This window comes from Pseudomonas sp. Root329 (assembly GCF_001424925.1).
GTDB lineage: Bacteria > Pseudomonadota > Gammaproteobacteria > Pseudomonadales > Pseudomonadaceae > Aquipseudomonas > Aquipseudomonas arabinosi.
Genome location: NZ_LMCV01000037.1, coordinates 25,413 through 48,094, shown reverse-complemented (window position 1 = coordinate 48,094; position 22,682 = coordinate 25,413). Strand labels below are relative to the sequence as shown.

24 protein-coding genes and 1 pseudogene are annotated in these 22,682 nt (G+C 60.9%); 11 read left to right on the top strand and 14 right to left on the bottom strand.

Annotation, left to right across the window (positions count from 1 at the left end):
• Positions 1-48 precede the first annotated feature (48 nt).
• Positions 49-435 carry a DUF2946 domain-containing protein gene (locus ASC74_RS24950; RefSeq protein WP_056744906.1) on the bottom strand — a complete coding sequence of 129 codons (387 nt, stop codon included), beginning with the start codon at positions 433-435 and terminating at the stop codon, positions 49-51.
• A 95-nt stretch (positions 436-530) separates the two neighbouring features.
• Between ASC74_RS24950 and ASC74_RS24945 the strand changes: the two genes are divergently transcribed.
• Positions 531-968, top strand: a complete 438-nt coding sequence (locus tag ASC74_RS24945) for a DUF3995 domain-containing protein (RefSeq protein ID WP_056744904.1) — start codon at positions 531-533, stop codon at positions 966-968.
• Positions 969-1,111: 143 nt separating this feature from the next.
• Here ASC74_RS24945 and ASC74_RS24940 read toward each other — a convergent pair whose 3' ends face one another.
• From ASC74_RS24940 to ASC74_RS24910, 7 genes are all read right to left on the bottom strand, one after another.
• A complete protein-coding gene (locus ASC74_RS24940) occupies positions 1,112-1,474 on the bottom strand; it encodes a Na+/H+ antiporter subunit G (RefSeq protein ID WP_056744902.1) in 363 nt (120 codons plus the stop codon).
• Positions 1,471-1,749: a K+/H+ antiporter subunit F gene (locus tag ASC74_RS24935; protein WP_008151692.1), complete on the bottom strand. Its 279-nt coding sequence runs from the start codon at positions 1,747-1,749 to the stop codon at positions 1,471-1,473. The genes ASC74_RS24940 and ASC74_RS24935 overlap by 4 nt, the downstream gene beginning before the upstream one ends.
• Positions 1,746-2,234 (bottom strand): Na+/H+ antiporter subunit E, encoded by a 489-nt coding sequence (locus ASC74_RS24930; RefSeq protein ID WP_056744900.1) that lies wholly within the window; start codon positions 2,232-2,234, stop codon positions 1,746-1,748. The genes ASC74_RS24935 and ASC74_RS24930 overlap by 4 nt, the downstream gene beginning before the upstream one ends.
• A complete protein-coding gene (locus ASC74_RS24925; RefSeq protein ID WP_056744899.1) occupies positions 2,231-3,913 on the bottom strand; it encodes a monovalent cation/H+ antiporter subunit D in 1,683 nt (560 codons plus the stop codon). The genes ASC74_RS24930 and ASC74_RS24925 overlap by 4 nt, the downstream gene beginning before the upstream one ends.
• Positions 3,910-4,254 (bottom strand): Na+/H+ antiporter subunit C, encoded by a 345-nt coding sequence (locus ASC74_RS24920; RefSeq protein ID WP_007986256.1) that lies wholly within the window; start codon positions 4,252-4,254, stop codon positions 3,910-3,912. The genes ASC74_RS24925 and ASC74_RS24920 overlap by 4 nt, the downstream gene beginning before the upstream one ends.
• A complete protein-coding gene (locus tag ASC74_RS24915; protein ID WP_056744897.1) occupies positions 4,254-7,172 on the bottom strand; it encodes a monovalent cation/H+ antiporter subunit A in 2,919 nt (972 codons plus the stop codon). Before ASC74_RS24915 ends, ASC74_RS24920 begins: the two co-directional genes overlap by 1 nt.
• 273 nt (positions 7,173-7,445) lie before the next feature.
• Positions 7,446-8,471, bottom strand: coding sequence for a DMT family transporter (locus ASC74_RS24910; RefSeq protein ID WP_056744895.1), 1,026 nt, complete (start codon positions 8,469-8,471; stop codon positions 7,446-7,448).
• Here ASC74_RS24910 and ASC74_RS24905 point away from each other — a divergent pair.
• From ASC74_RS24905 to ASC74_RS24880, 7 genes and pseudogenes are all read left to right on the top strand, one after another.
• Positions 8,466-9,029 (top strand): helix-turn-helix domain-containing protein, encoded by a 564-nt coding sequence (locus ASC74_RS24905; protein ID WP_056744893.1) that lies wholly within the window; start codon positions 8,466-8,468, stop codon positions 9,027-9,029. The genes ASC74_RS24910 and ASC74_RS24905 overlap by 6 nt on opposite strands.
• Positions 9,030-9,184: 155 nt before the next feature.
• A complete protein-coding gene (locus tag ASC74_RS24900) occupies positions 9,185-10,387 on the top strand; it encodes an SfnB family sulfur acquisition oxidoreductase (RefSeq protein WP_056744891.1) in 1,203 nt (400 codons plus the stop codon).
• Positions 10,388-10,397: 10 nt separating this feature from the next.
• Complete coding sequence (locus ASC74_RS24895) at positions 10,398-10,835, top strand: hypothetical protein (protein ID WP_056744889.1); 438 nt, start codon at positions 10,398-10,400, stop codon at positions 10,833-10,835.
• Entirely contained in the window at positions 10,835-12,238 is a 1,404-nt protein-coding gene (locus ASC74_RS24890; RefSeq protein ID WP_046048133.1) for an LLM class flavin-dependent oxidoreductase, read from the top strand. The genes ASC74_RS24895 and ASC74_RS24890 overlap by 1 nt, the downstream gene beginning before the upstream one ends.
• A gap of 208 nt (positions 12,239-12,446) precedes the next feature.
• On the top strand, positions 12,447-13,352 hold the full coding sequence (locus tag ASC74_RS24885; RefSeq protein ID WP_056744888.1) for an AMP-binding protein: 906 nt from the start codon (positions 12,447-12,449) through the stop codon (positions 13,350-13,352).
• A 27-nt stretch (positions 13,353-13,379) separates the two neighbouring features.
• Positions 13,380-13,466 (top strand): annotated as a pseudogene (locus ASC74_RS32760) (ABC transporter ATP-binding protein); the annotation flags it as partial.
• Positions 13,467-13,489: 23 nt separating this feature from the next.
• Entirely contained in the window at positions 13,490-14,929 is a 1,440-nt protein-coding gene (locus ASC74_RS24880; protein ID WP_056744886.1) for an FAD/NAD(P)-binding protein, read from the top strand.
• 239 nt (positions 14,930-15,168) lie between these two features.
• On the opposite strand, the gene ASC74_RS24875 is transcribed toward ASC74_RS24880, so the two are convergent.
• The 4 genes from ASC74_RS24875 to ASC74_RS24860 form a co-directional block, all read right to left on the bottom strand.
• Complete coding sequence (locus ASC74_RS24875) at positions 15,169-15,393, bottom strand: hypothetical protein (RefSeq protein WP_056744884.1); 225 nt, start codon at positions 15,391-15,393, stop codon at positions 15,169-15,171.
• Positions 15,394-15,500: 107 nt separating this feature from the next.
• Complete coding sequence (locus ASC74_RS24870; RefSeq protein WP_056744882.1) at positions 15,501-16,232, bottom strand: substrate-binding periplasmic protein; 732 nt, start codon at positions 16,230-16,232, stop codon at positions 15,501-15,503.
• 138 nt (positions 16,233-16,370) lie between these two features.
• Positions 16,371-16,673, bottom strand: a complete 303-nt coding sequence (locus ASC74_RS24865; protein ID WP_056744880.1) for a hypothetical protein — start codon at positions 16,671-16,673, stop codon at positions 16,371-16,373.
• Between the two features lie 197 nt (positions 16,674-16,870).
• A complete protein-coding gene (locus ASC74_RS24860) occupies positions 16,871-17,611 on the bottom strand; it encodes a response regulator (RefSeq protein WP_056744878.1) in 741 nt (246 codons plus the stop codon).
• A 184-nt stretch (positions 17,612-17,795) separates the two neighbouring features.
• Between ASC74_RS24860 and ASC74_RS24855 the strand changes: the two genes are divergently transcribed.
• Positions 17,796-18,059: a DUF2790 domain-containing protein gene (locus ASC74_RS24855; RefSeq protein WP_056744876.1), complete on the top strand. Its 264-nt coding sequence runs from the start codon at positions 17,796-17,798 to the stop codon at positions 18,057-18,059.
• A gap of 74 nt (positions 18,060-18,133) precedes the next feature.
• Complete coding sequence (locus ASC74_RS24850; RefSeq protein WP_056744873.1) at positions 18,134-19,195, top strand: alpha/beta fold hydrolase; 1,062 nt, start codon at positions 18,134-18,136, stop codon at positions 19,193-19,195.
• 154 nt (positions 19,196-19,349) lie between these two features.
• Here the strand turns inward: ASC74_RS24850 and ppnN are convergent, their stop codons facing one another.
• Entirely contained in the window at positions 19,350-20,723 is a 1,374-nt protein-coding gene (gene ppnN / locus ASC74_RS24845; RefSeq protein WP_056744871.1) for a nucleotide 5'-monophosphate nucleosidase PpnN, read from the bottom strand.
• Positions 20,724-20,934: 211 nt separating this feature from the next.
• Here ppnN and ASC74_RS24840 point away from each other — a divergent pair, with 211 nt between their 5' ends.
• Positions 20,935-21,462: a DUF3087 domain-containing protein gene (locus ASC74_RS24840; protein WP_056744869.1), complete on the top strand. Its 528-nt coding sequence runs from the start codon at positions 20,935-20,937 to the stop codon at positions 21,460-21,462.
• Positions 21,463-21,680: 218 nt separating this feature from the next.
• On the opposite strand, the gene ASC74_RS24835 is transcribed toward ASC74_RS24840, so the two are convergent.
• Positions 21,681-22,670 carry a LysR family transcriptional regulator gene (locus ASC74_RS24835; protein ID WP_162247456.1) on the bottom strand — a complete coding sequence of 330 codons (990 nt, stop codon included), beginning with the start codon at positions 22,668-22,670 and terminating at the stop codon, positions 21,681-21,683.
• Between the last annotated feature and the right edge of the window lie 12 nt (positions 22,671-22,682).

Genomic DNA, 22,682 nt, shown 5'->3' with positions numbered 1-22,682 from the left:
CAACGCCACGCGTTGGCGAAGTGGGCTGATCGGAAAAGACGAAGAAATTCAGGCGACAGGCGGAGCACGAGGGTTGGCCGAGGGCCAGGTGAAGCGGGCAGGGAGGTCAGCGTTGGCGACGACGGCCAAGGGCGGACTGTGTTGCTGCGGGAGGATTGCCAGGGTCAGGCTGGAGTTGAGCGCCGGGCCCATGCCGCCGGTGGAGCACAACGGGAAGCCGAAGGCCTTGGACAGGGTCGGCAGTTTGTCGTCGGAGGTGTTCGACGAGGCCGGCAACTGGCTGGCCGGGTCGACGGTACAGAACTGGCCGCCGATGCCGTTGAGCTGCATCCCGACCATTTGACCGTGACCGATACTGCAGGTGAACACGTTGAACAGGACGCAGCAATAAAGCATCCATGCCATCAATGTGCGATCAGTTCGGGCGAGTTTCATGGGGCGGCACTTTATCATCGCTGATGACGAATACCCTTACAAAATCGTTCAAGGAAGTTCATCCTGCTGCGACATTTCACGCTGGAAGTCTGAACATGAGCCTATTGATCGCGCAATGGATGGCTGCCATCTTCCTGTTGATCAGCCTGATCCACCTGTACTGGGCGGCTGGTGGCAAGTTGGGTAGCGAGGCGGCGGTCCCGCGAATATCCGCGGAGGACGGCGCAGAACCCAGGCTGGCCTTCAAGCCTTCAGGCTTTGCGACGTTGCTGGTGGCGGTCGGGTTGCTGCTGATAGCGATGCTGGTGTGCATGCGGGTCGGCCTGTATCTGCCGACGGTGCATCACTGGTCGCTGCAATGGGTGATCAGCGCGATTGCGATGCTGATGTTTGCCCGGGCGATTGGCGATTCGCATCTGATGGGGTTCTTCAAACAGGTGAAGGATTCGAAGTTTGCCCGGCTCGACACCTGGGCGTATTCGCCGTTGTGTGTGGTGTTGGGGGCGGGGTTGTTGGCAGTCGCCTGGATCTGAGTCGACCGGACTATCGCCTTCGCGAGCAAGCCCGCTCCCACATTTGATCTCCGTCAGACACAAAATCTGTGTTCACTGGAGAGCAAATGTGGGAGCGGGCTTGCTCGCGAAGAGGCCCTTACAATCAATACAAACCTCTGAACTTAACTCCCGCTTTCCGTGCGCCGACTGCTCACCTCGGCCGGCACATCATCCCCCGCCATGCGCTTACGAAACAGCGCCGCCCGCGCCAGCAACAGCGTGGTCACCGGCACCGTAATCGACAACAGAATCGGAATCAGCCAGGCATGCAACACCGGCCCGGACTTGAGTGCCGAAAAGTAAATGATCGAAGCCAGCGCCACGCACCAGGCGCCCAAGGTCGACGCCAGCGCCGGCGGGTGCATGCGCTGGAAGTAGTCCTTCATTCGCACCAGTCCAACCGCGCCGATCAGCGCAAACAGACTGCTGATCACCAGCAGGATCGCCACCGGAATTTCAATCCACAGAGACAGTTCAGCGCTCATTCGATCACCTCGCCACGCAGCAGGAATTTCGCCAGGGCAAACGAGCCGACGAAACCGAACAGCGCAATCAGCAGCGCCGCCTCGAAGTAAGTGTCACTGGCATAACGAATGCCCAGCGCCAGCATCATCAGCATCGCGATGATGTACAGGTAATCCAGTGCCAGAACCCGGTCCTGAGCCGACGGGCCCTTGAACAGCCGGATCAGGGTCAGAATCATCGCCAGGGAAAAGATGAACAGGCTCAGCAGGATCGCGTTCGACAGCAAGGCGCTCATTCGAAGATCTCCATCAAGGGGCGCTCGTAGGTCGCCTTGAAGTGCTGGATGAACAGCGCTTCGTCATCCAGATCGAAGACGTGCAGCAACAAAATACTGCGGTCCAGCGCCAGTTCCGACCAGACCGTGCCGGGAATCACCGTGCAGATCATCGACAACGCGGCCAGGCCGTTGGCGTCACGCAAATCCAGCGGCACCTTGATGAAGCGCGAGCGCGGTGGACGGCGACCGGCGTTGAGCACGCTCCAGGCCACGGCGAGGTTGGACACCACCACATCGCGACCGACAAGAAAGAACAAACCCACAATCACGCCCGGCCGACGAATGCGGATCGGCAGCGGTCGCAGCTTGCGCATCATCAACGGCGCGCAGAACCCCAGCACCGCGCCCAGCAGCAGATTGCCGGGGCTCATCGACAGGTTCAGCACCAGCCACAGCAACCACAGGGCCAGCGACAACCAGGGAGCAGGAAACAGACGCTTCATGGTGTGACCTCCGCTACCGCGGCTTTGGCTTCCGGGCTTGGAACCGCACGGGTACCGAGCACCGCCATCACGTATTGCTGCGGGTTGTTCAAGGCTTGGGCGGCTGCCTGGGTGTAGAGCAGCAGCGGCTCGGCCTTGAAGGTCAGCGCAATGCTCAAGCCCAGCAGCGCAATGATCGGTACGCATTCGAAGCGTCGCAGCAACGGCGACGGCCGCTCCTCAGGCGTCCAGAACCGCTGGATGCCCAAGCGCGAGAAGGCAATCAACGACGCCAGCCCGGAGAGGATCAACAGCGCCAGCAAGCCCCACGCCGCGTTAGAAACCGGCTCATCGGCGCCATTGCCCAGGCCCAGCGGATTGAGCAGGGCGCTGAGCAAGCCGAGTTTGCCAATGAATCCCGAGAGCGGCGGCATGCCGATGATCAGCAGCGAGCAGGCAATGAAGCTCAACCCGAGGAACGCCTTGGTCCAGGGAATCACCTGGCCGACCACGGCTTTCTGCTCGTCATCGAGGTTGATGCCTTTGGGCGGCTGCAAGGATTCCATCGGTCGCGGCAGATCGCCGTCATCGAACAACGGCATTTCATTCGCCGAACGCGAACGCTCGATCAACTCGGCCAACAGGAACAACGCGCTCAATGCCAGGGTCGAGCTGACCAGATAGAACAGTGCCGCGCCGATCAGGTTGGGCTGGGCGAAACCGATGGCCGACAGCAGAATCCCGGCCGACACCAGAATGCTCAGGCTGGCCAGGCGCTCCAGACGTTGTGCGGCGAGGATCGCCACCGCAGCGCAGACGATGGTCGCCATGCCACCGTAGATCAGCCAGTCGCCACCAAAGTACGCCGAGGCGCCGGCCTGACCGGAGAACAGCAGGGTCCACAAGCGCAGCAAGGTGTAGACACCGACCTTGGTCATGATCGCGAACATCGCCGCCACCGGCGCGCTCGCCGCGGAATAGGCCGGCACCAACCAGAAGTTCAGTGGCCACATCCCGGCCTTGGCCAGGAACGCCACGGCCAGAATCCCCGCGCCGGCATGCAGCAGGCCGCGATCGGCTTCCGGTACCAGCGGGATTTTCAGCGCCAGGTCGGCCATGTTCAGGGTGCCGGTGACGCCGTAGATCAGCGCCGCGCCGATCAGGAACAGCGACGAGGCCAGCAGGTTGATCGAGATGTAATGCAGCCCCGCCGACACCCGCGACCGACCCGAACCGTGGAGCATCAGGCCATAAGAGGCCGCCAGCAACACTTCAAAAAACACAAACAGGTTGAACAGGTCCGCCGTCAGGAACGCGCCGTACAGGCCCATCATCTGAATCTGGAACAGCGCGTGGAAACTCGAACCGGCACCGTCCCAACGGGCCATGGCGAACAGCAGGGCGCTGACGCCGATGATCCCGGTCAGCACCAGCATCAGCGCCGACAGACGATCGACCACCAGCACGAGACCGAACGGCACCTGCCAGTTGCCCGGCAGGTACACGCCGATGGAGCCGGGGACGCCCGTCTCCTGAGTCCATTGCAGCAACAGTACGGCAATGCCCAGCCCCACCAGACTGGAGAACAGGTTGATCTTGGCCTTCAGCGGACGGTGTTTCTCCCCCAGCATCAGCATCACGGCGGCGGTCAGCAGCGGCAGCAGAATCGGTGCAGCGATCAGGTGCGGCATCAGATTCATTCTTTAGGCTCCCGGCCATCCACGTGGTCGGTACCGGTCAGGCCCCGGGAAGCCAGCAGCACCACCAGAAACAGCGCGGTCATGGCGAAGCTGATCACGATGGCGGTCAGCACCAGCGCTTGCGGCAGCGGGTCGGTGTAGTGCAACAGGTCCTGCGGCACGCCGTCCTTGATGATCGGCTCCTTGCCGATAAACAGGCTGCCCATGCTGAAGATGAACAGATTGACGCCGTAGGACAGCAGGCACAGGCCCATCACCACCTGAAACGTCCGTGGCCGCAGGATCAGCCAGACCCCGGACGCGGCCAATACGCCGATGGCGATTGCGATGACTTCTTCCATCAGACGGCTCCTTGCGTGGCAACGGATCTAGGCAGGGCAGCGGTCTTGTGACCCCGTACCGATTGGTGAGCGAGGGCGGTGAGGATCAACAGAGTCGAACCGACCACTACGGCGTACACGCCAATGTCGAAGAACAGCGCACTGGCAATGTGAATGTCACCGAACACCGGCAGTCCGAAATGCCAGGTGTGGGTGGTCAGGAACGGATACCCGACGGCCATCGCCCCGAGCCCGGTCACCGTAGCAAACAGCAGGCCGGTGCCCATCCAGCGCAGCGGTCGCAGGCTCATTTGTGCTTCGACCCACTGGGTGCCGGCGACCATGTATTGCAGGATGAACGCTACGGACATCACCAGACCCGCGACAAAACCGCCGCCCGGTTGATTGTGGCCGCGCATGAACAGGTAGACCGACACCACAAAGGCGATCGGCAGCAGCAGGCGGACCAGCACCGCCGGCACCATCATGAAACCGAGCGCGGTGTCGCTGGCGTGGCGCGGGTTGACCAGATCAGTCACCACGTCCGGTGCCAGCAGACGCTGCTGGGCCGGCAACTGCAGGCTTTCTTTTGGCGGACGGAAGCGTCGCAGCAGGGCGAATACGGTCAGGGCCACGGCCACCAGCACGGTAATTTCACCGAGGGTATCGAAGCCGCGGAAGTCCACCAGCATCACGTTGACCACGTTGCTGCCGCCGCCTTCGGGCAGGGCACGGCTGAGGTAGAACGAGGAAATGTCGTTCGGCGTCTGGCGCGTCAGCATCGCGTAGGCCAGCAATGCCATGCCGCCACCGACCACGGTCGACAGCAGCAAGTCGCGGATACGGCGGATGCGTGCCTTGCGCAGGGTGCTCGGCAACGGCGACACCTCTTCGATCCGTCGAGGTAGCCAGCGCAGACCGAGGAGGATCAACACCGTGGTCACCACTTCGACCGCCAGTTGCGTCAAGGCCAGGTCCGGCGCCGAGAACCAGACGAAGGTGATGCAGGTCATCAGGCCGCAGACGCTGACCATGGTCAGGGCCGCGAGCCGGTGATATTTGGCCTGCCACGCCGCGCCGAGCGCGCACGCAATCGCCAGCAGCCAGAGGATCACGAACACGATCGAGCCCGGAATCTTCGGCCGGTCGCCCCAGCTCAGGCTGCTGTGGAGCATCGGGATCAACCCGGCCAACACGGCCGCGAGCACCACCAGGAACAATTGGGTTTGCAGGCGCTTGGTGCTGATCCGCCGCTCGAGACGACGGGCCAGGCGCATCATGATCACCAGGCTGCGCTCGAACAGGCGCTTGCCGTTGAACCGGCCAATGAACGGCGGGTACTTGAAACGCCCCTGTTTGAGCTGATTGCGCAACAGCAGATAGAGCACGATGCCGCAGGACATGGCGATCACGCTCATGATCATCGGCGCGTTCCAGCCGTGCCAGATCGCCAGGCTGTATTCAGGCAAGGTGCCGCCCACCACCGGCAGGGCAGCCGCGGCCAGCAACGGGCCGACCACCTGCGCCGGGAAAATCCCCACGACCAGGCAGGCGAAAACCAACAACTCCACCGGCGCGCGCATCCAGCGGGGCGGTTCGTGCGGGGTGTGCGGCAGGTCGGTGGCGGTCGGGCCGAAGAACACGTCGACGGTAAAGCGCAGCGAGTAGGCGACGCTGAAGGTCCCGGCGATGGTCGCGACGATGGGCAGCGTCATCTCGATCCAGGCCGTGGCATTGATGAACACGGTTTCGGCGAAGAACATCTCTTTGGAGAGGAAGCCGTTGAGCAGCGGCACACCGGCCATGGAAGCGCTGGCGACCATGGCCAGGGTGGCGGTGAACGGGATCAGCTTGATCAGGCCGCTGAGCTTGCGAATGTCGCGGGTGCCGCTTTCGTGGTCGATGATCCCGGCGGCCATGAACAGCGAAGCCTTGAACGTCGCGTGGTTGAGAATGTGAAACACCGCGGCCACGGCGGCCAGCGGACTGTTCAGGCCCAGCAGCAGGGTGATCAGGCCCAGGTGACTGATGGTCGAGTAAGCCAGCAAACCCTTGAGGTCGTTCTGGAACATCGCGCAGTACGCGCCGAGCAACAGGGTGCAGGCGCCGGCGCCGCTGACGATGTAGAACCATTCTTCGCTGCCGGACAGCGACGGCCACAGTCGTGCGAGGAGAAACACCCCGGCCTTGACCATGGTCGCCGAGTGCAGATAAGCCGAAACCGGTGTCGGCGCCGCCATCGCGTGGGGCAGCCAGAAGTGGAAGGGGAACTGCGCGCTTTTGCTCAGGGCGCCGATCAGGATCAGGGGTAGCAGAATAGGGTAGAGGGCGTGTGCGCGAATCAGATCGCCGGCGGCCAGGACCTTGCCCAGGTCATAGCTGCCGACCACATGGCCGAGCAGCATAACCCCCGCCAGCAGACACAAACCGCCTGCGCCGGTGACCATCAGCGCCATATAAGCACCGCGTCGCGCATCGGCGCGGTGGTGCCAGTAGCCGATCAACAGGAATGAAAAGAGGCTGGTCAGCTCCCAGAAAAACACGATCTGGATCAGGTTGCCGGAGATCACCAGCCCGAGCATGGCGCCCATGAACGCCAGGAAAAACGCGAAGAACCGCGGCACCGGATCGTCCGGCGACATGTAGTAGCGGGCGTACAACGAAACCAGTGTGCCGATGCCCAGCACCAGCATCGAGAACAGCCAGGCGAAGCCGTCCATGCGCAGGACGAAGTTCAGGCCAAGGCTGGGCAACCAGAAAAATTCTTCGCGGATCACGCCGCCATCGGCGATTTGCGGGTACAGCAGGGCGACCTGAACGGTGCCTATCAAGGCAACCAGACCCGCTAACAAAGATTCGGTGTTACGCGCGTTGTGCGGCAGCAAGGCTGCCAGACAGCTGCCGATAAAAGGCAGAAGCAGTAGAACTATCAGGGACATAGGCTTCTAATCTGCGGAAGTTTGTGAAGCATCATACGTGCCAGCTCCCGGATCACCAAACGCCAAGCTGTCGCAGAATCCTACAAGGTAGACGGAAAATTCCTGATTCACATTGTTTCAAAGGGCGGTTTTCAGCAGGTCTGGCCCCTTCGCGAGCAAGCCCACTCCCACACTGGATTTGCTGTGTACACATAACCTCAGCACAACACACATCCAGTGTGGGAGCGGGCTTGCTCGCGAAGACGATCTGGCAGGCGCTACAGGTCTTGAGGTTTAACCTTGTGTTTCCTGCTCCAACTCTTCTTCAGGCGAAGCAGCCTTACCCTTGGTCTTCAACTCGCTGACAATCACCGCCGCCACAATCAACCCCGCACCCACCAGTGCAATCGCCGGCAACCGCTCCCCGGCAATCCTTCCGACAATCCCGGCCCACACCGGCTCACCGGCATAAATCAACGTCGCCCGCGTCGGCGAAACGCTCTTCTGCGCCCAGTTCATCGCCACTTGAATCGCCGCACTGGCCGCGCCCAAGCCCAACGCGCTGCATAACAGCAGCCAGGAGAAGTCCGGAATTCTTTCCTGAGTCGGCACCACCATCAAAAACGCCAGCGCCGAGGTGACCGCCAATTGCACCACCGTCACCCGTCGCACATCGACCTGGCCGGCATACGTACTGATCAGAATGATCTCCGCCGCAATCGCCACGGCGCTGATCAACGTGGCGATTTCACCCGGGCTGAAATTGAACGAAGCGCCGGCCGGTCCCGACAGCAACATCAACCCGGTAAACGCCAACATGATCCCGATGCTCGGCATCAACCCAGGGCGCCGCCCCAGCACCAGCCATTGCAGCAACGGCACGAAGGGCACGTACAACGCGGTAATAAACGCCGACTGACTGCTGGGAATGCTCTGCAACCCGACGGTCTGCAATCCGTAACCCAGCATGATCGCCACGCCGATAAAGGCCCCAGCCTTCAATTCGAACAGGGTCAGATCCCGCAGGTGACGCCAGGAAAACAGCGCAACAATGATCGCCGCCGCGGCAAAGCGCAGACCGACGAAGAACATCGGCCCGCTGACGGTCATCGCATGCTGCACCAGCAAGAAGGTCCCGCCCCAGACCATGGTGATCAGCACCAGCACGCACTCAGCCTTGCTGAACCGCGAGAAACGGGAGGAAGTGTGAGGGGTATTCACCGACGTCATGACCTTGCGCGCTACCTGAGGGCGACGCACAATGCGCCGAATGTTGCGCAGTATACTGCCCAACCCCACCAAGTGAGCAATATAGTGCACAAAGATTCCACGCAACGGACTTCGGTCCTCCAGCACGTCAGCCAGAACGTTCGACGCTTGCGCCACGCCGCCGACATGAGCCAGGCGACGCTGGCGGAAAAATCCGGGGTCAGTCGCCGGATGCTGGTGGCCATCGAGGCCGGCGAAAAAAACGTCAGCCTGACCACCCTCGACCGCGTGGCCGAAGCGCTGAACGTCGCATTCAGCGACCTGATCCAGGCCCCGGATGCACGCGATCCGAGTCGCATCAACGAAGTGGCCTGGGCCGGGACGATTCCTGGCAGCAAAGCCGTTTTACTGTCCAAAGCCACCGCCACCCGTGAGGTGGAACAATGGGAGTGGTGCCTGCAACCGGGGGAGATTTATCCGTCGCAACAGGATGCCGAGGGTTGGAGTGAGCAGATCTACGTGTTCGAAGGCTGCCTGACGCTGATGCTGGGCGATACACCCCATGAGATCGCTGCCGGCGAGTTCTACATGTTCGCCAGCAACCAGCCCCACGCCTATCGCAACGATGGGCCGGTGGCGGCGCGGTTTGTGCGAAATGTGGTGATCTAACTGTTTGCGGATCAACACTGGATAGACACTTTGCTGTTTTAAAGCTGCGAGCCTTTCTCGGATAATTCTTTAACCTATTGAAAATAAAGTGATTTAGTTTCAGGCACGACTCCTGCAAAAGCTTTGGTGCATTCACCAGATCCCGGAGTCGGCCCATGACAGCCTCAACCCAACCCCCTCGCACCGCCCACGTCATCCGCTCGGACGCCGAGGCGATCGCCGTCGCTCACAAGCTCGCGGCACGCTTTGCCATCGAGGCCAGCGTGCGGGATCGCGAGCGACGCTTGCCAGTCGCCGAGCTCGACGAGTTTTCCGCCAGCGGCCTCTGGGGCATTACCGTTCCCAAGGCATACGGCGGCGCCGGCGTTTCCTACGTGACCGTCGCTGAGGTGATCAAGATCATTTCCGCAGCCGACTCATCCCTCGGCCAGATCCCGCAAAACCACCTCGGCGTACTCGACATCCTGCTGCAAACCGCCACCGAAGAGCAGAAGCGTTACTACTTCGGCAAAGTCCTGCAGGGCTACCGATTCGGCAACGCTTTCTCCGAATCCAAAAGCAAAAATGCCGGTGCCTTCGAAACCCGAATCCGTTTCAATAAAGACACCGCGCAGATCGACGGCGAAAAGTTCTACTGCACCGGCGCCTTGTTCGCGCACATCGTGCCAGCGGTGGCGGTTAATGAAGAGAACAAAGCCTTCATCGCCTTCATCGAACGCGACACTCCCGGCTTGACCGTTATCGACAGCTGGGACGGTTTCGGCCAGCGCACCACGGCCAGCGGCGGCGTGACACTCAACGCCGTGAAAGTGCCTTTGACCGCGGTAATCCCGGCCCACAAGGCCTTCGATGAACCCACGGCCGACGGCCCGATTTCACAAATCATCCAGGCCGCCGTGGACACCGGCATTGCCGTCGGCGCCCTGGAAGAAACCAAACGCTACGCCCGCGAAGCCCGGCCATGGATTGACAGCGGGCAGGATCACGGCTGGCAGGACCCGTTCAGCATCGCCGCCATCGGCGACCTCGAATGGCGGGTCCACGGCACCGAAGCGATCCTCAAAAAGGCCGGTCGCGCCATTGACCATGCCTTGCTCAATCCCAACGAAGACACGGTGGCCCGCGCTTCGGTGGTGGTTGCCCAGGCCAAAGTGCTGTCGGCCGAGATCGCTTTGCTTGCCAGCAGCAAACTCTTCGAACTGGCCGGCACCCGCTCGGTGCTCGGCAAGTACAACCTCGACCGCCACTGGCGCAACGCCCGGACGCACACCCTGCACGATCCGGCACGCTGGAAATACCACCTGATCGGCAACTACCTGCTCAACGGCGTGAAGCCTGCGCGCCACGCCTGGAACTGAGGAGCCCACCATGAACGCTTTGACTCAACCGATTGTTGCCGGGCAGCCCCTGGCCAAAAGTCAGCATGATTTGCACAACGCCCGCAGCTTGCTTGATGCGACGTTGCGTTTCGTCCGGCAGCAGGCCCAAACCACGGATGATCCTTACGTCATCAGCCGCTTCGGCGATTTGCACATCCGCATTGAAGTCGCCGCCGCGCTGCTCGAACGCGCCGAAGACTTTTTGAACAGCGTGGATGACGACACGGAAATCAGCGTCGCCATCGCCGAGTCGCACCTGGCCAGCGCCGACGCACTAAATGCCGTCAGCAACGCGGAATTCGAACTCACCGGCCAACGCACCGTGTTGCCCGGATCACTGCATGACCCGCTGCGCCGGAAACTCCACCTCATCGGCAACTTCCGCCTCAACGGCATCCATCCCCCAAGCTTCAGGAGTGCTGTTTGATGGGCCGCGAAATTCGTCTCAACGCCTTTGACATGAACTGCGTCGGTCACCAGTCGCCCGGTCTGTGGGCGCATCCGCGGGATCGCTCCTGGCAATACAAGGATCTGGAGTACTGGACCGATCTGGCGAAAATCCTCGAACGCGGCAAGTTCGACGGTTTGTTCATTGCCGACGTGCTGGGCATCTACGACGTTTACAACGGCAATGGTGACGCGGCGATCCGTCAGGCGGCGCAGGTGCCGGTCAACGATCCGCTGCAATTGATTCCGCCGATGGCGCTGGTCACCGAGCATCTGGGGTTCGGCCTGACCGCTTCGTTGTCGTTCGAACACCCGTATCCGTTCGCCCGGCGCCTGTCGACGCTCGACCATCTGACCAAGGGCCGCGCCGGCTGGAACATCGTCACCTCTTATCTGGAAAGCGGTGCGAAGAACCTCGGCCAGAAAAACCAGACCGAACACGACGCCCGTTACGACTTCGCCGAAGAGTACCTGGAGGTTTGCTACAAACTCTGGGAGGGCAGTTGGGAAGAGGGCGCCATCCTGCGCGATCGTGAGCGGCGGATCTTCAGCGACCCGAGCAAAATCCATGAAATCCAGCATGTCGGAAAACACTTCCAAGTGCCGGGCATTCATCTTTGCGAACCATCGCCGCAACGCACGCCGGTTCTCTATCAGGCTGGCGCATCGAGTCGCGGCAAGCAATTCGCGGCCGAGCATGCCGAGTGCGTATTCGTCGCTGCGCCGTCGAAAGTGCTGCTGAAGAAAACCGTTGCCGACATTCGTCGTCGTGCTGCCGAAGCCGGGCGCGATCCGTCGAAGATCCTGATCTTCAACCTGCAAACCGTGATCCTCGGCGAGACCGACGCCAAGGCCAAAGCCAAGTTCGAGGAATACAAAACCTGGGTCAGTTATGAAGGCGCGATGGCGTTGATCTCAGGCTGGACCGGGATTGATTTCAGCCAGTTCAAACCCGATGAGCCGCTCAAGCATGTGCACACCAACGCGATTCAATCGGCGGTGGAAGCGTTTTCCACGGCAGACCCGAACAAGGTCTGGACGCCTAACGAATTGGCCGACTGGGTTGGCATTGGCGGTTTTGGTCCGTTGTTTGTCGGCAGTCCCGAGACCGTCGCCGATTTGCTGCAGGAGTGGGTCGAGGAGACCGATGTGGACGGCTTTAACCTGGCCTATGCATTGACTCACGAAACCTTCATCGACGCCGTGGAGTTGCTGGTGCCGGAGTTGCAAAAACGTGGGGTCTACAAAACCGAATACGCGCCGGGGACCTTGCGCGAGAAGCTGTTTGGGGAAGGGCCGCGATTGTCGGAAATCCATCCGGGGAGCGGTTATCGGGATTTGGCGGCGTTGCGGCAGCAGGAGAAGAAAGTCGCGTCTGCATAGAACACTCGAACACCACACAAATCCCCTGTGGGAGCGGCGGTGCGGCGATCCGACTTGCTCGCGAAGGGGCCAGTACATCCAACATCGATGTCGCCTATTAGACCGCTTTCGCGAGCAAGCCCGCTCCCACACTGAATCGAAGTCGTTCCATAGATCTCAGCCCAGCGGACCACCGCACGCTTTTGCCCATGAACAGGAGATCAAGCCAATGAGCGTGCACGAACTCAAACCTCCGCCAATCGCGGACACCACCGAGTGTCGGGTCGATCTGCCCAAGGCTTTGGAGCAATTGCGCCACTGGGCGCAGGTCAGGCCCTTGCAGCCTGCGTTGCGCCACAAACGCCATGGCCAGTGGTTCGTCTGGCGCTGGATAGATGCCTTGCGCGATGTCGAGCGTTTGGCCGACGGTTTGAGTCAGCAAGGATTCACAAAAGAATCGCGTCTGGCGTTGAGCGGCGCCTTCGAGCCGAATCTATTGCTGCTGGCCCTGGCATCGCTACATATCGGCGGTGAACTGCTGACCTTGCCGGACAACCTCGACCCCGAATCACTGCACAAAAACCTGCGGCGCAGCCGGCCCACTCACGCGTTCGTCCAGGGTCGACAGCCCCGGAAACTCTGGCTCAACGAAGGTCAATCGCTGTTGAACTTCGCTGATCTACTCGGCCCGGTTGAACCTCCGCAACGCCTGAACCGCTGGGCACAAGGCAAGCCATTGTGGAGCGAAGAGGGCACCCAATGGCAGGCCGGCCTCAGCGTTTTGCTCGAACACTGGCTGAACCGCGGCCATGCTCTGGCCTTCCCGGAAAGCCTCGACAGTGCCAGCCGCGACCGTCGTGAAGTGGCACCCTCGGGATTGTTGTTATCGGCCGAGCGCCTGCAACTGCTGGCCGCCGAAATCGACAGCCGTCTCGCCCCCCAAGGCACCTGGCGCCGACGCCTCTGCGACTGGGCCATCGCCCACCCGGAAAAAGGCCTGCAACGGCTGATCAAAAACCGCGTTCGCCGACTGCTGGGCTTTCAAAACCTGCATTTCATCTGGCAAGCCACGCACGCCCCCGACGCGCAACCTGCGCCTGCCTGGCTATCCGAATTCAAACGGGACATCGCATGAGCTCGACCGATTCCATCCTGCAAGTCAGCGGTATTTCCCTGTCCTACTTTGGTACTGCTTGATGAACCTTCCGTGGGTTTGGCGCCTATTATCGTTCAGGAGATTTTCGAGATGAAACATTGATCAGTGAGAAACCCATGACTGAAACCCAAAGCGGACAGGCCACCGACGCCATCCGCCACGCAGACATCCTGATCGTCGGCGGCGGCCTCAGCGGCGCGATGCTGGCGGCGCAGTTGCTGCGCCTGCCGGGCAAACGCCAGCTGCTGGTGATCGAGCCCCGCGCAGAACTGGGACGGGGCGAGGCGTACAGCGCGGTCGAATTGGGCCATACGCTCAACGGCAATGCGGCGCGGATGAGCGTCGACCCGGACAACGCCGATGACCTGACCCAATGGCTGACCGAGTACATCGCGGCCGGTGGCTGGCCGGAGTCTGACGAGCAACATGTGCCGGTCAGCGAATTGTTCCCGCCCCGGGGGATTTTCGGCCTGTACGTGCAGCAGCGCCTGGCCGAAGCGCAAGCGGTGGGGGCGTTGAACGGGTCAACAGTCGAGCATGTGCGGGCCGAGGTGGTTGACCTGCAAACGGCGGATGATTCTGTGTTGCTGACGTTGAGTGACGGGCAACACTTACAGGGTGCTTATGCGGTGTTGGCCACGGGGATGTTTCCCGCTGCGCGTACGCCACAGACCGAGTCCAGCGGCTTGAATGCCGCTGCGCTTGATCCATGGGATGTCGCTGGCATGCAGCAGCTTGATCCGCAGTCGACCGTGCTGATCATCGGTTCGGGCCTGACCATGGTCGATGCCGTGGTGTCGCTGGAACAGGCCGGGCATCGCGGGCCGATCGAAGTGTTTTCGCGGCATGGCTTGCTGCCTCATGTGCGTCGTCAGCCACCGGCCTGGGCAGATTTTCTCGCCGAGGATCAGAGCATTCGCACACCGCGGCAGCTGGTGCGCGAACTGCGTCGGCATTGCCGGGACGCCATCGCTCAAGGCATCGACTGGCAGGCGCCGCTCGACACCGTGCGGGCGCATATCGGCCGCTTGTGGCATCAGGCGACGGATGTGCAGCGTCGACAGTTCGTGCGGCATGTGCGGCCGTGGTGGGAAAGTCATCACCATCGCTCGCCGCCGTTGAGTGCCGAACTGGTGGAACGCTTGCACAAGGAAGGGCGGTTGCGGATTCAGGCGGCGTCGTTCAAAGGGTTGGAGCCTTCCTCGGGCGGTGAAGTCAGTATTCGCATCCGCCGTCGGGGTGAGGCAGAAACCACCGTAGTCAGCGGCGCGGCGTTGATCAACTCCAGCGGCATCGAATACGACTGGCGGCGGGTGGCCCGACCGCTGCCACAGCAACTGCTGGCCCGCGGACTTGTCCGGCCGGGGCCGTTGGCGCTGGGGATTGCGGCGGCGGTGGATGGCGCGGTGTTGGGCGCCGATGAACACGTCGCCAGTCGTCTGTTCGCCATGGGCCCACCGTTGCGCGGCATGTGGTGGGAAAGCACCGCAGTGACCGACGTCGCGAGCCAGGCCAAGTCCCTCGCCACTCGCCTGACAACTCCGTCGCTTCTGTAGCAGCTGCCGAGCCTGCGAGGCTGCGTTCGGCTGCGAAGCAGTCGTGAAATCAGACGATGCGGTGTTTCAGGAAAACCGAGTGAACAGGGTTTACGACTGCTTCGCAGCCGAACGCAGCCTCGCAGGCTCGGCAGCTGCTACAGATATCTCGAGCCTGTATTTCAACATTAAAGACAACAAACCCCGGGTAGATCGGATCTACCCGGGGTTTGTTGTTTCAAGCGGCGCAACGCCGTTGATCAATAACGCTGATACTTAGAACCGAACTCAGGGCGGTTTTCAGCGATGTACAGTTTGCTCGCCTGGCTGTCTTTGTGATCAACACCGACGGTGTTCACGTTCAGTGTGGCCGGTTGGCTGACTTTGGCCGCGGTAACGACCTGCGAGGTGGCGTGTGGGGCGGCGATGGCGGAGGTAGCGCCAAGAACCGAAAGGGCGATTCCAAGACCGATGATGCTTTTCATGAGGTTGCTCCAGAGCGTGGGGAGAAGATGTGGCCACTGTAGAGCTGGAGCTTCGCGATGAAAAAACACCCTGACGCATAGTTGTTATCGAGAGCGTTGATCCATCGTCAGCGGGGTGTGTTGTCGCTGAGCCAGCGCTGCTTGAGTTGTTCCAGGCGCCCATCGCGGTTCATATCGTCGAGCGCCTGTTGCCAGCGCGCGACCTGGCGCGCATCGGTTTGCGGGGAAAACGCGATGTAGGTGCCTTGCTTCATCAGCGGCATCTGATAGTGCAACTGGCTGGGCGCCAAGCCTTCTTCCCGGGCGAGGGTGGCGATGGAGAGGGTGTCGGCCACGACAAATTCGACGCGCCCCAGACGTGCCAGACGCATCATTTGTTCGGGCGTTTCCACACCATACAGATTGTTCAGACCCTGCTTGCGCAAGTAGTCGTAAGCCAGCCATTTTCGCGGGACGGCGATACGGCCCTGGGTGCTGGCGTCCTGCAAACTGCGCACCGGTTGCTGGGTGTTAGCGGAATAAAGCGCCGTTTCCACGTCCATCAGCGGACCGACCCACTGGTATTGGCTCTCGCGCTCGGCGGTGCGCAACACGGTAAACACCCCGGTGGCAGGCTCGGTCGCGGCGACGTGCAGGGCGCGCAGCAAAGGGACTTGTTGCAAGTGCACCTGGTCGCCGGTGCGTTCGGCCAGTGCCTGCACCACGTCCACGCCAAACCCCACCAGTTGATTACCTTGTTGGAAATGCAGAGGCGGATGGTTGTCGGTGAGCAGGTTCAGATCAGCCGCGACCGCCATAAAGGTCAGGAAAGACAACAGGCAACCGGCAATGCGCTTCATGAATCGTCCTTGATGAAGTGAAGCGCAAATCTTAGTACGGGCGTGCTGCAACTGTCCCGAGGAATTATCGGGGCTTTTACGTCAGATCTCAGGACTTATGGGTGTGGCTTGACACAATCAACTGTGGGAAGGTTTTGATCAATACCGCTGATATTTCGAGCCGAATTCAGGACGGTTTTCCGCGACAACCACACCACCGCGCAGGGCGTTGCTCGGGCTGACCGATGCCACACGTTCGCGCAGTTCTTGCAGGCGGTCGGCACCGCCTTCGGCCACGCGATTCTCGATCAGACGATCGGAGCCGCCTTCCACCAGCAGTTGTTGAACCTGGCCAGGGGACGCCGCATGGCCGGTGTGGGCCGACGCCAGGCTAGTCAGGCCGAGACCACCAACCAGTGCCAGACCGAGTGCCAGGGACGAGACTTTCGAGAAGTTGATCATGGGTGATTCTCCGTGCGTTTAGTTTGAGTGGGTCGGTAGCGGCTGCTATCCGGTGATCACAGTTAAACGCTCGGGTGTATCGGTGATGTGTGCTCGAACACGCCGAAATCGGTGTCTGCGTATCTGTCGCGGGTTCTTATACAGACGGATACAAAACCCTATGAAAAAGTCTCCTCAGGTTCTGCTGGGGGAGAGCTTCATGATTCTGCGCCGAGCAATTCCACCGGGTAGGAGAACACGTAGCCTTCGCTGCGCACGGTTTTGATATAGGTCGATTCCCGTGAGTCATCCATCAATCGTTGGCGCAGACGGCTCACCAGCAAATCAATCGAGCGGTCAAACAGGTCGGCGTCGCGGCCCTGGGTCAGGTTGAGCAGCTGGTCACGGCTGAGCACCCGTTGCGGGTGATCGAGGAACACCCGCAGCAGACGGTATTCGGCGCCACTGAGGGCCACCATCGTGCCGTCTTCGTCGAGCAAGTGCCGGGCGGTGGTGTCCAGGCGCCAGCGACCGAAACCCAGCAATCGGCCGGTTTCGGTAATCAACAGGTTCGGCGGCAGCATCCGGGTGCGGCGCAACACGGCGTTGATCCGCGCCAGCAGTTCGCGGGCGGCGAAGGGTTTGGTCAGGTAGTCGTCGGCACCCATTTCCAGGCCGAGGATGCGATCGGTTTCGTCGTTGCGTGCAGTGAGCATCAGGATCGGCGTGGCTTTGTGTTTGCCCGAGCGCAATTCGCGGCACAGCAGCAGGCCGTCATCGCCGGGCATCATGATGTCCAGCACGATCAGGTCCACCTGATTGGTTTCCAGAAAGCTGCGCATCTGCCGGCCATCGGCGACGACGGTGGTGCGCAGCCCGTTCTTCTTCAGGTAATTGCCGACCAACTCGCGAATCTCCCGGTCGTCGTCGACGATCAGGATGTGGTTCACATGTTCCATCGCTCAAGCCTCTTGTTGTTCGCTTTGTATCGCACTGTATCGGGTGCCCCCGCAGACACCTTACGCCTTACTAATTCCGGTTTTACGACACATGGCAGATACCTCGGGCCGATTAAATGGGTTCCATCGAGACAAGACGACTTGCCTCACAACCACTGTCCATTGCAACCCTGAGGAAATCACCATGAACTGGAACAAACTGATTGCCGCCAGCTTCTTCGCGGTCCTGAACGTTGCAGCGTTTTCGGCCCATGCTGATGTTCAAGCGCCGTCGCAGATAACTTCTCACGGCACCCACCTGGATATCAAGAAAGTGGTTTCCGTCGTCGACAACGGCGGCGGCCATTGCGGCATTGTCGATGCCCGCCTGACCTACCTCGATTCCAGCGGCACGCAGAAAGTCCTCGATTACAGCAAATTCGCAGAGTGCGGCAATCAGGGCGGCTGATCCTTCCACTACGCTCATCGCTGTCGAAACACGTCGTCCAGAACACCAGGTCAATGACTTCCAGGGAAATCACCATGAAGATGAATGTGTTGAGCAAAAAAAACGACTCACGTCGTCGTTTCTTTGGCCCATCGGTCCTCGCTTTCGCGCTGATGCAGTTAGGTGCCCTTGGTGCTGCCAATGCGCAAACCGCGACGCCAGAGCCAGTGGTCGCCAGCGCTGGCACCCTCAAGGCGGACTCGTTCGGCCCGCTGAAGCATGTCAACGCAGGCTTGCTGAATGTGGCTTACGCCGAAGTCGGCCCCGCCGATGGGCCGGTGGTGATTCTTCTGCACGGTTGGCCCTACGACATTCACAGCTATAGCGAAGTGGCGCCCTTGTTGGCGGCCAAGGGTTACCGGGTGCTGATCCCGTATGCACGGGGCTACGGCGACACGCATTTCCTGTCCGACAAGACTGTTCGCAACGGCCAGCCCGCCGCGTTGGCCAGTGACGTCATCGACTTTATGGATGCGCTCAAGATCAAGAAGGCGGTGCTCGGTGGCTACGACTGGGGTGCGCGCTCGGCGGACATCGTCTCGGCGCTCTGGCCGGAGCGGGTGGAGGCGCTGGTCTCGGTGAGCGGCTACCTCATCGGCAATCAGGCCGCCGGCAAGAACCCGTTGCCGCCCAAGGCCGAGCTGCAATGGTGGTACCAGTTCTACTTCGCTACCGAACGCGGCCAGGCCGGTTACGAAAAAAATCGCCACGACTTTGCCAAGTTGATCTGGGAGCTGGCCTCCCCGAAATGGACCTTCGACGACGCGACTTTCGACCGCAGCGCGGTGGCCCTGGACAACCCCGATCATGTGGCTATTACGATCTTCAACTATCGCTGGCGGTTGGGCATGATTCAGGGCGAACCTCAATATGAAGCGCTGGAGCAGCGGCTGGCCAAGGCCCCGGTCATTACGGTGCCGACCATCACCATGGAAGGGGATGCCAATGGGGCGCCACATCCGGCTGCCGAGGATTATGCCAAGCGCTTCACCGGCAAATATGAGTACCGACTCATCAGCGGCGGCATCGGCCACAACTTGCCGCAGGAAGATCCGCAAGCCTTTGCCAAGGCAGTGATCGACGCGGATCACCTCTGAGATCTCGCACCTGTTGCAAGCCAGGCAGCCATCTAATGTGGGAGCGGGCTTGCTCGCGAAGGCAGTGTGTCAGTCGACATTCATAGTGACTGACACACTGCCTTCGTCGGAGCGCCGCCCGGAGCAAGCCCGCTCCCACAGGGGGAATGGCCTGTTACGCAACCACTTGATAACACGGCACATACGCCGCGCCGCCGGGCAGTTTCATCCGGTGCTGGGCGACGAAGGCTTTGAGCAGTTGATCCAGCGGTTGCATCACCGCCACATCACCACGGATCTGGTACGGACCGTGTTCTTCGATCAGGCGGATGCCCTTGTCCTTGACGTTGCCAGCGACGATGCCGGAGAACGCGCGGCGCAGGTTGGCGGCCAGTTCGTGGGCCGGCAGGTTGCGGCTCAGTTTCAGGTTGGCCATGTTTTCGTGGGTTGGATCGAACGGGCGCTGGAAGCCTTCGTCGATCTTCAGCAGCCAGTTGAAATGGAACGCGTCATTGCGCTCGCGGCGGAACTGTTTGACCGCCTTGAGGCCTTGAGTCATTTGACGCGCGACTTCAGCCGGGTCGTCGATGATGATCTCGTAGTGTTGCTTGGCGGCTTCACCCAGTGTGGCGCCGACAAACGCGTCCAGTTGCTCCAGATACGGCGCGGCATGTTTCGGCCCGGTGAGGACCACGGGGAAGGGCAGGCCGGCGTTGTCCGGGTGCATCAGGATGCCGAGCAGGTACAGGAACTCTTCGGCGGTGCCGGCGCCGCCCGGGAAGATGATGATGCCGTGTCCGACGCGGACGAAGGCTTCCAGACGTTTTTCGATGTCCGGCAGGATCACCAGTTCGTTGACGATCGGGTTCGGCGCTTCGGCGGCGATGATGCCCGGCTCGGTCAAACCGAGGTAGCGGCCACCGTGGATACGCTGTTTGGCGTGGGCGATGGTCGCGCCTTTCATCGGACCTTTCATCACGCCAGGACCGCAACCGGTGCAGATGTCGAGGCTGCGCAGGCCCAGTTCATGGCCGACTTTCTTGGTGTATTTGTATTCTTCGGTGTTGATCGAGTGGCCACCCCAGCACACCACGATCTTCGGCTCCACGCCGGGACGCAGGGTGCGGGCGTTGCGCAGCAGGTGGAACACGTAGTCGCTGATGCCCTGGGAGGTGCTCAGGTCGATGCGCTGGGCGTCGAGTTCGTTTTCGGTGTAGACGATGTCGCGCAGGGCGCTGAAGAGCATTTCCCGGGTGCTGGCGATCATTTCGCCATCGACGAAGGCGTCGGCCGGGGCGTTCAGCAGTTCCAGGCGTACGCCGCGGTCCTGCTGGTGAATGCGGATTTCGAAGTCCTTGTAGGCTTCGAGGATGGTTTTTGCGTTATCGACATGAGCGCCGGTATTGAGGATAGCCAGGGCGCACTGGCGGAATAAGGTGTAGGTGCTGCCGGATCCGGCTTCGCTCAGTTGCTGTACTTCACGTTGAGAGAGGGTTTCCAGGCTGCCTTTTGGGCTGACCGAGGCGTTGATTACTTGTCGTTGGGTCATTCAATGATCCTTAAAACGATGCCATTCATACAGGCAAATGGCATCCGAATAGTATGTATCCATGAAAGAAGATGGCACGAACTGCGCTGTATCGCCATTTCCCCGTTTGACGATGAAAAGATGAAAAGGAGCCCCAGCATAGCTAAATCCCCTGCAGAGGCGATAATGCCCCGCAGCCTTTTTACCCATGCCCTCAAGGAACCCCGTCGCGATGTTCGAAATCCAGCCGCAGAACCCCGAACGCTATCGAAGCCAGACGCGACGCAGCACGATAATCATAGCCTTGATTTTCCTGGCCCTGGCGATGGTGTTGTCGACCACGGCGGTGGCGCTGTTCGGTGAGCCCGATGGCGACAATCTGCGCTTTAACGTCGGTGGCGTGTTCGTGGCGGTGCTGCTGATGGCCGCGCTGATGCGTGGCATGTTCTGGACCCAGCCGTGGATGGCCCCGGCGGTTTACGGCTGGCAGCTCAAGCGCAGCCTGATGAGCATCACCAACGTCATGCATCAGGTGACGGCGGCGGTGGAGAAGGAGGATCCGACAGCCATGAAGCTGCTGCGTTTCTACCATCTGGGGTTGAGCCAGATGCACGAGCTGGACGGCAACTCCAGTGATCACAGCCAATTGACCCGCGAGATGGATCAGCACAAGGCGCGGATGGAAGCGCTGGGCATCGAGACTGATCAGACGCAATTGAATCCCGCCTGGATCGAGGCCGTGAAGCAGACGCCACGGTAAAGCATTGGATCTAACGCCGATCAGTTAAGCCATTTCAGCCGCAACGCAAACGTTGTAGCAGCTGTCGAGCTTGCGAGGCTGCGTTCGGCTGCGCAGCAGTCGTGAAATCAGACGACGCGGTGTTTCAGAAAAACCTCGCACTCAGTTTTCACGACTGCTGCGCAGCCGAACGCAGCCTCGCAAGCTCGACAGCTGCTACATGGATCGTGTTATGGCGCTTAAACCCGCAGACGCAGGGTTTCAAAGAGTTCCCTGTCTTCCTTTTTGGCCGAGCGGGCGTGGCGCCGAATGACCTGCAACAGGCAGTCGGTAAAGCACAGCGCTGCATTGCTCAGCGAGCCATTGCGGCGGGTCACGATGCTCAGCTGCCGGGGTTCGAACTGCTCGGCCAGCTCCAGGGCAACCACCCGGCCGAGGAAGGGCGGGGCAACGCTCACGATGGACGGTCCCCAGGTACACATGTCGGCCCGCTCGACCATCATTTGCAGGATGGCCAGCGAATGGGCCCGAACGATTCGGTTCTCATCGATCTGCGCACCGTGTTTCCAGAACAACGCCTGCATCAGCCCGTCGTGTCCGTCCGGCGCGTAGTTCAGCGTCCAGTTCTGCTCCAGTAGCTCATGGATCGACCGAGCGTCCTGCCGAGCATGGCCCTGACGGACCAGCACCGACGTCTGGTAATCGAGCAATGTTTCGCAGGCAAACTCCTGGGTCGATTGCGCCGGGTGCAACTGGCCAATCGCAAAATCCATGCTGCCATCGCGCAACAACGGCTGGGCCACGGCCATCAGGCTTTCGTACAGCTCCAGGCGGATTTCCGGCATGCGCTCGCGAAACGCCAGAACCACCTCGGGCAAGAAGGTCAGGGCGATCCAGGGCGTGACCCCGACACACAGACGCCCCTGGGCCTTGCCGCGCATGTGATCGAGTTCGGTCTGTGCATGCTCCAGTTGCTTGATCACGAGCCGGGCGTGGGTCAGCAATACTTTGCCGTACTCCGTGAAGTTCAGGCCGCTTGGGGTTCGGGTGAACAGCGGTAACTGCTGACTGGTTTCCAGTTCGCGCAATGCTTTGGTCACGGCGGCCTGGGAGATGTCCAGCGAACGCGCCGCGGCGCGGATGCTGCCGGTTTCGGCGCTGGCAATCAGTGCTTGTAATTGATGAAGTTTCATCTGCTCACCCTGGTGACAACCCATGGTTGTCATCATAACCAAACTGGG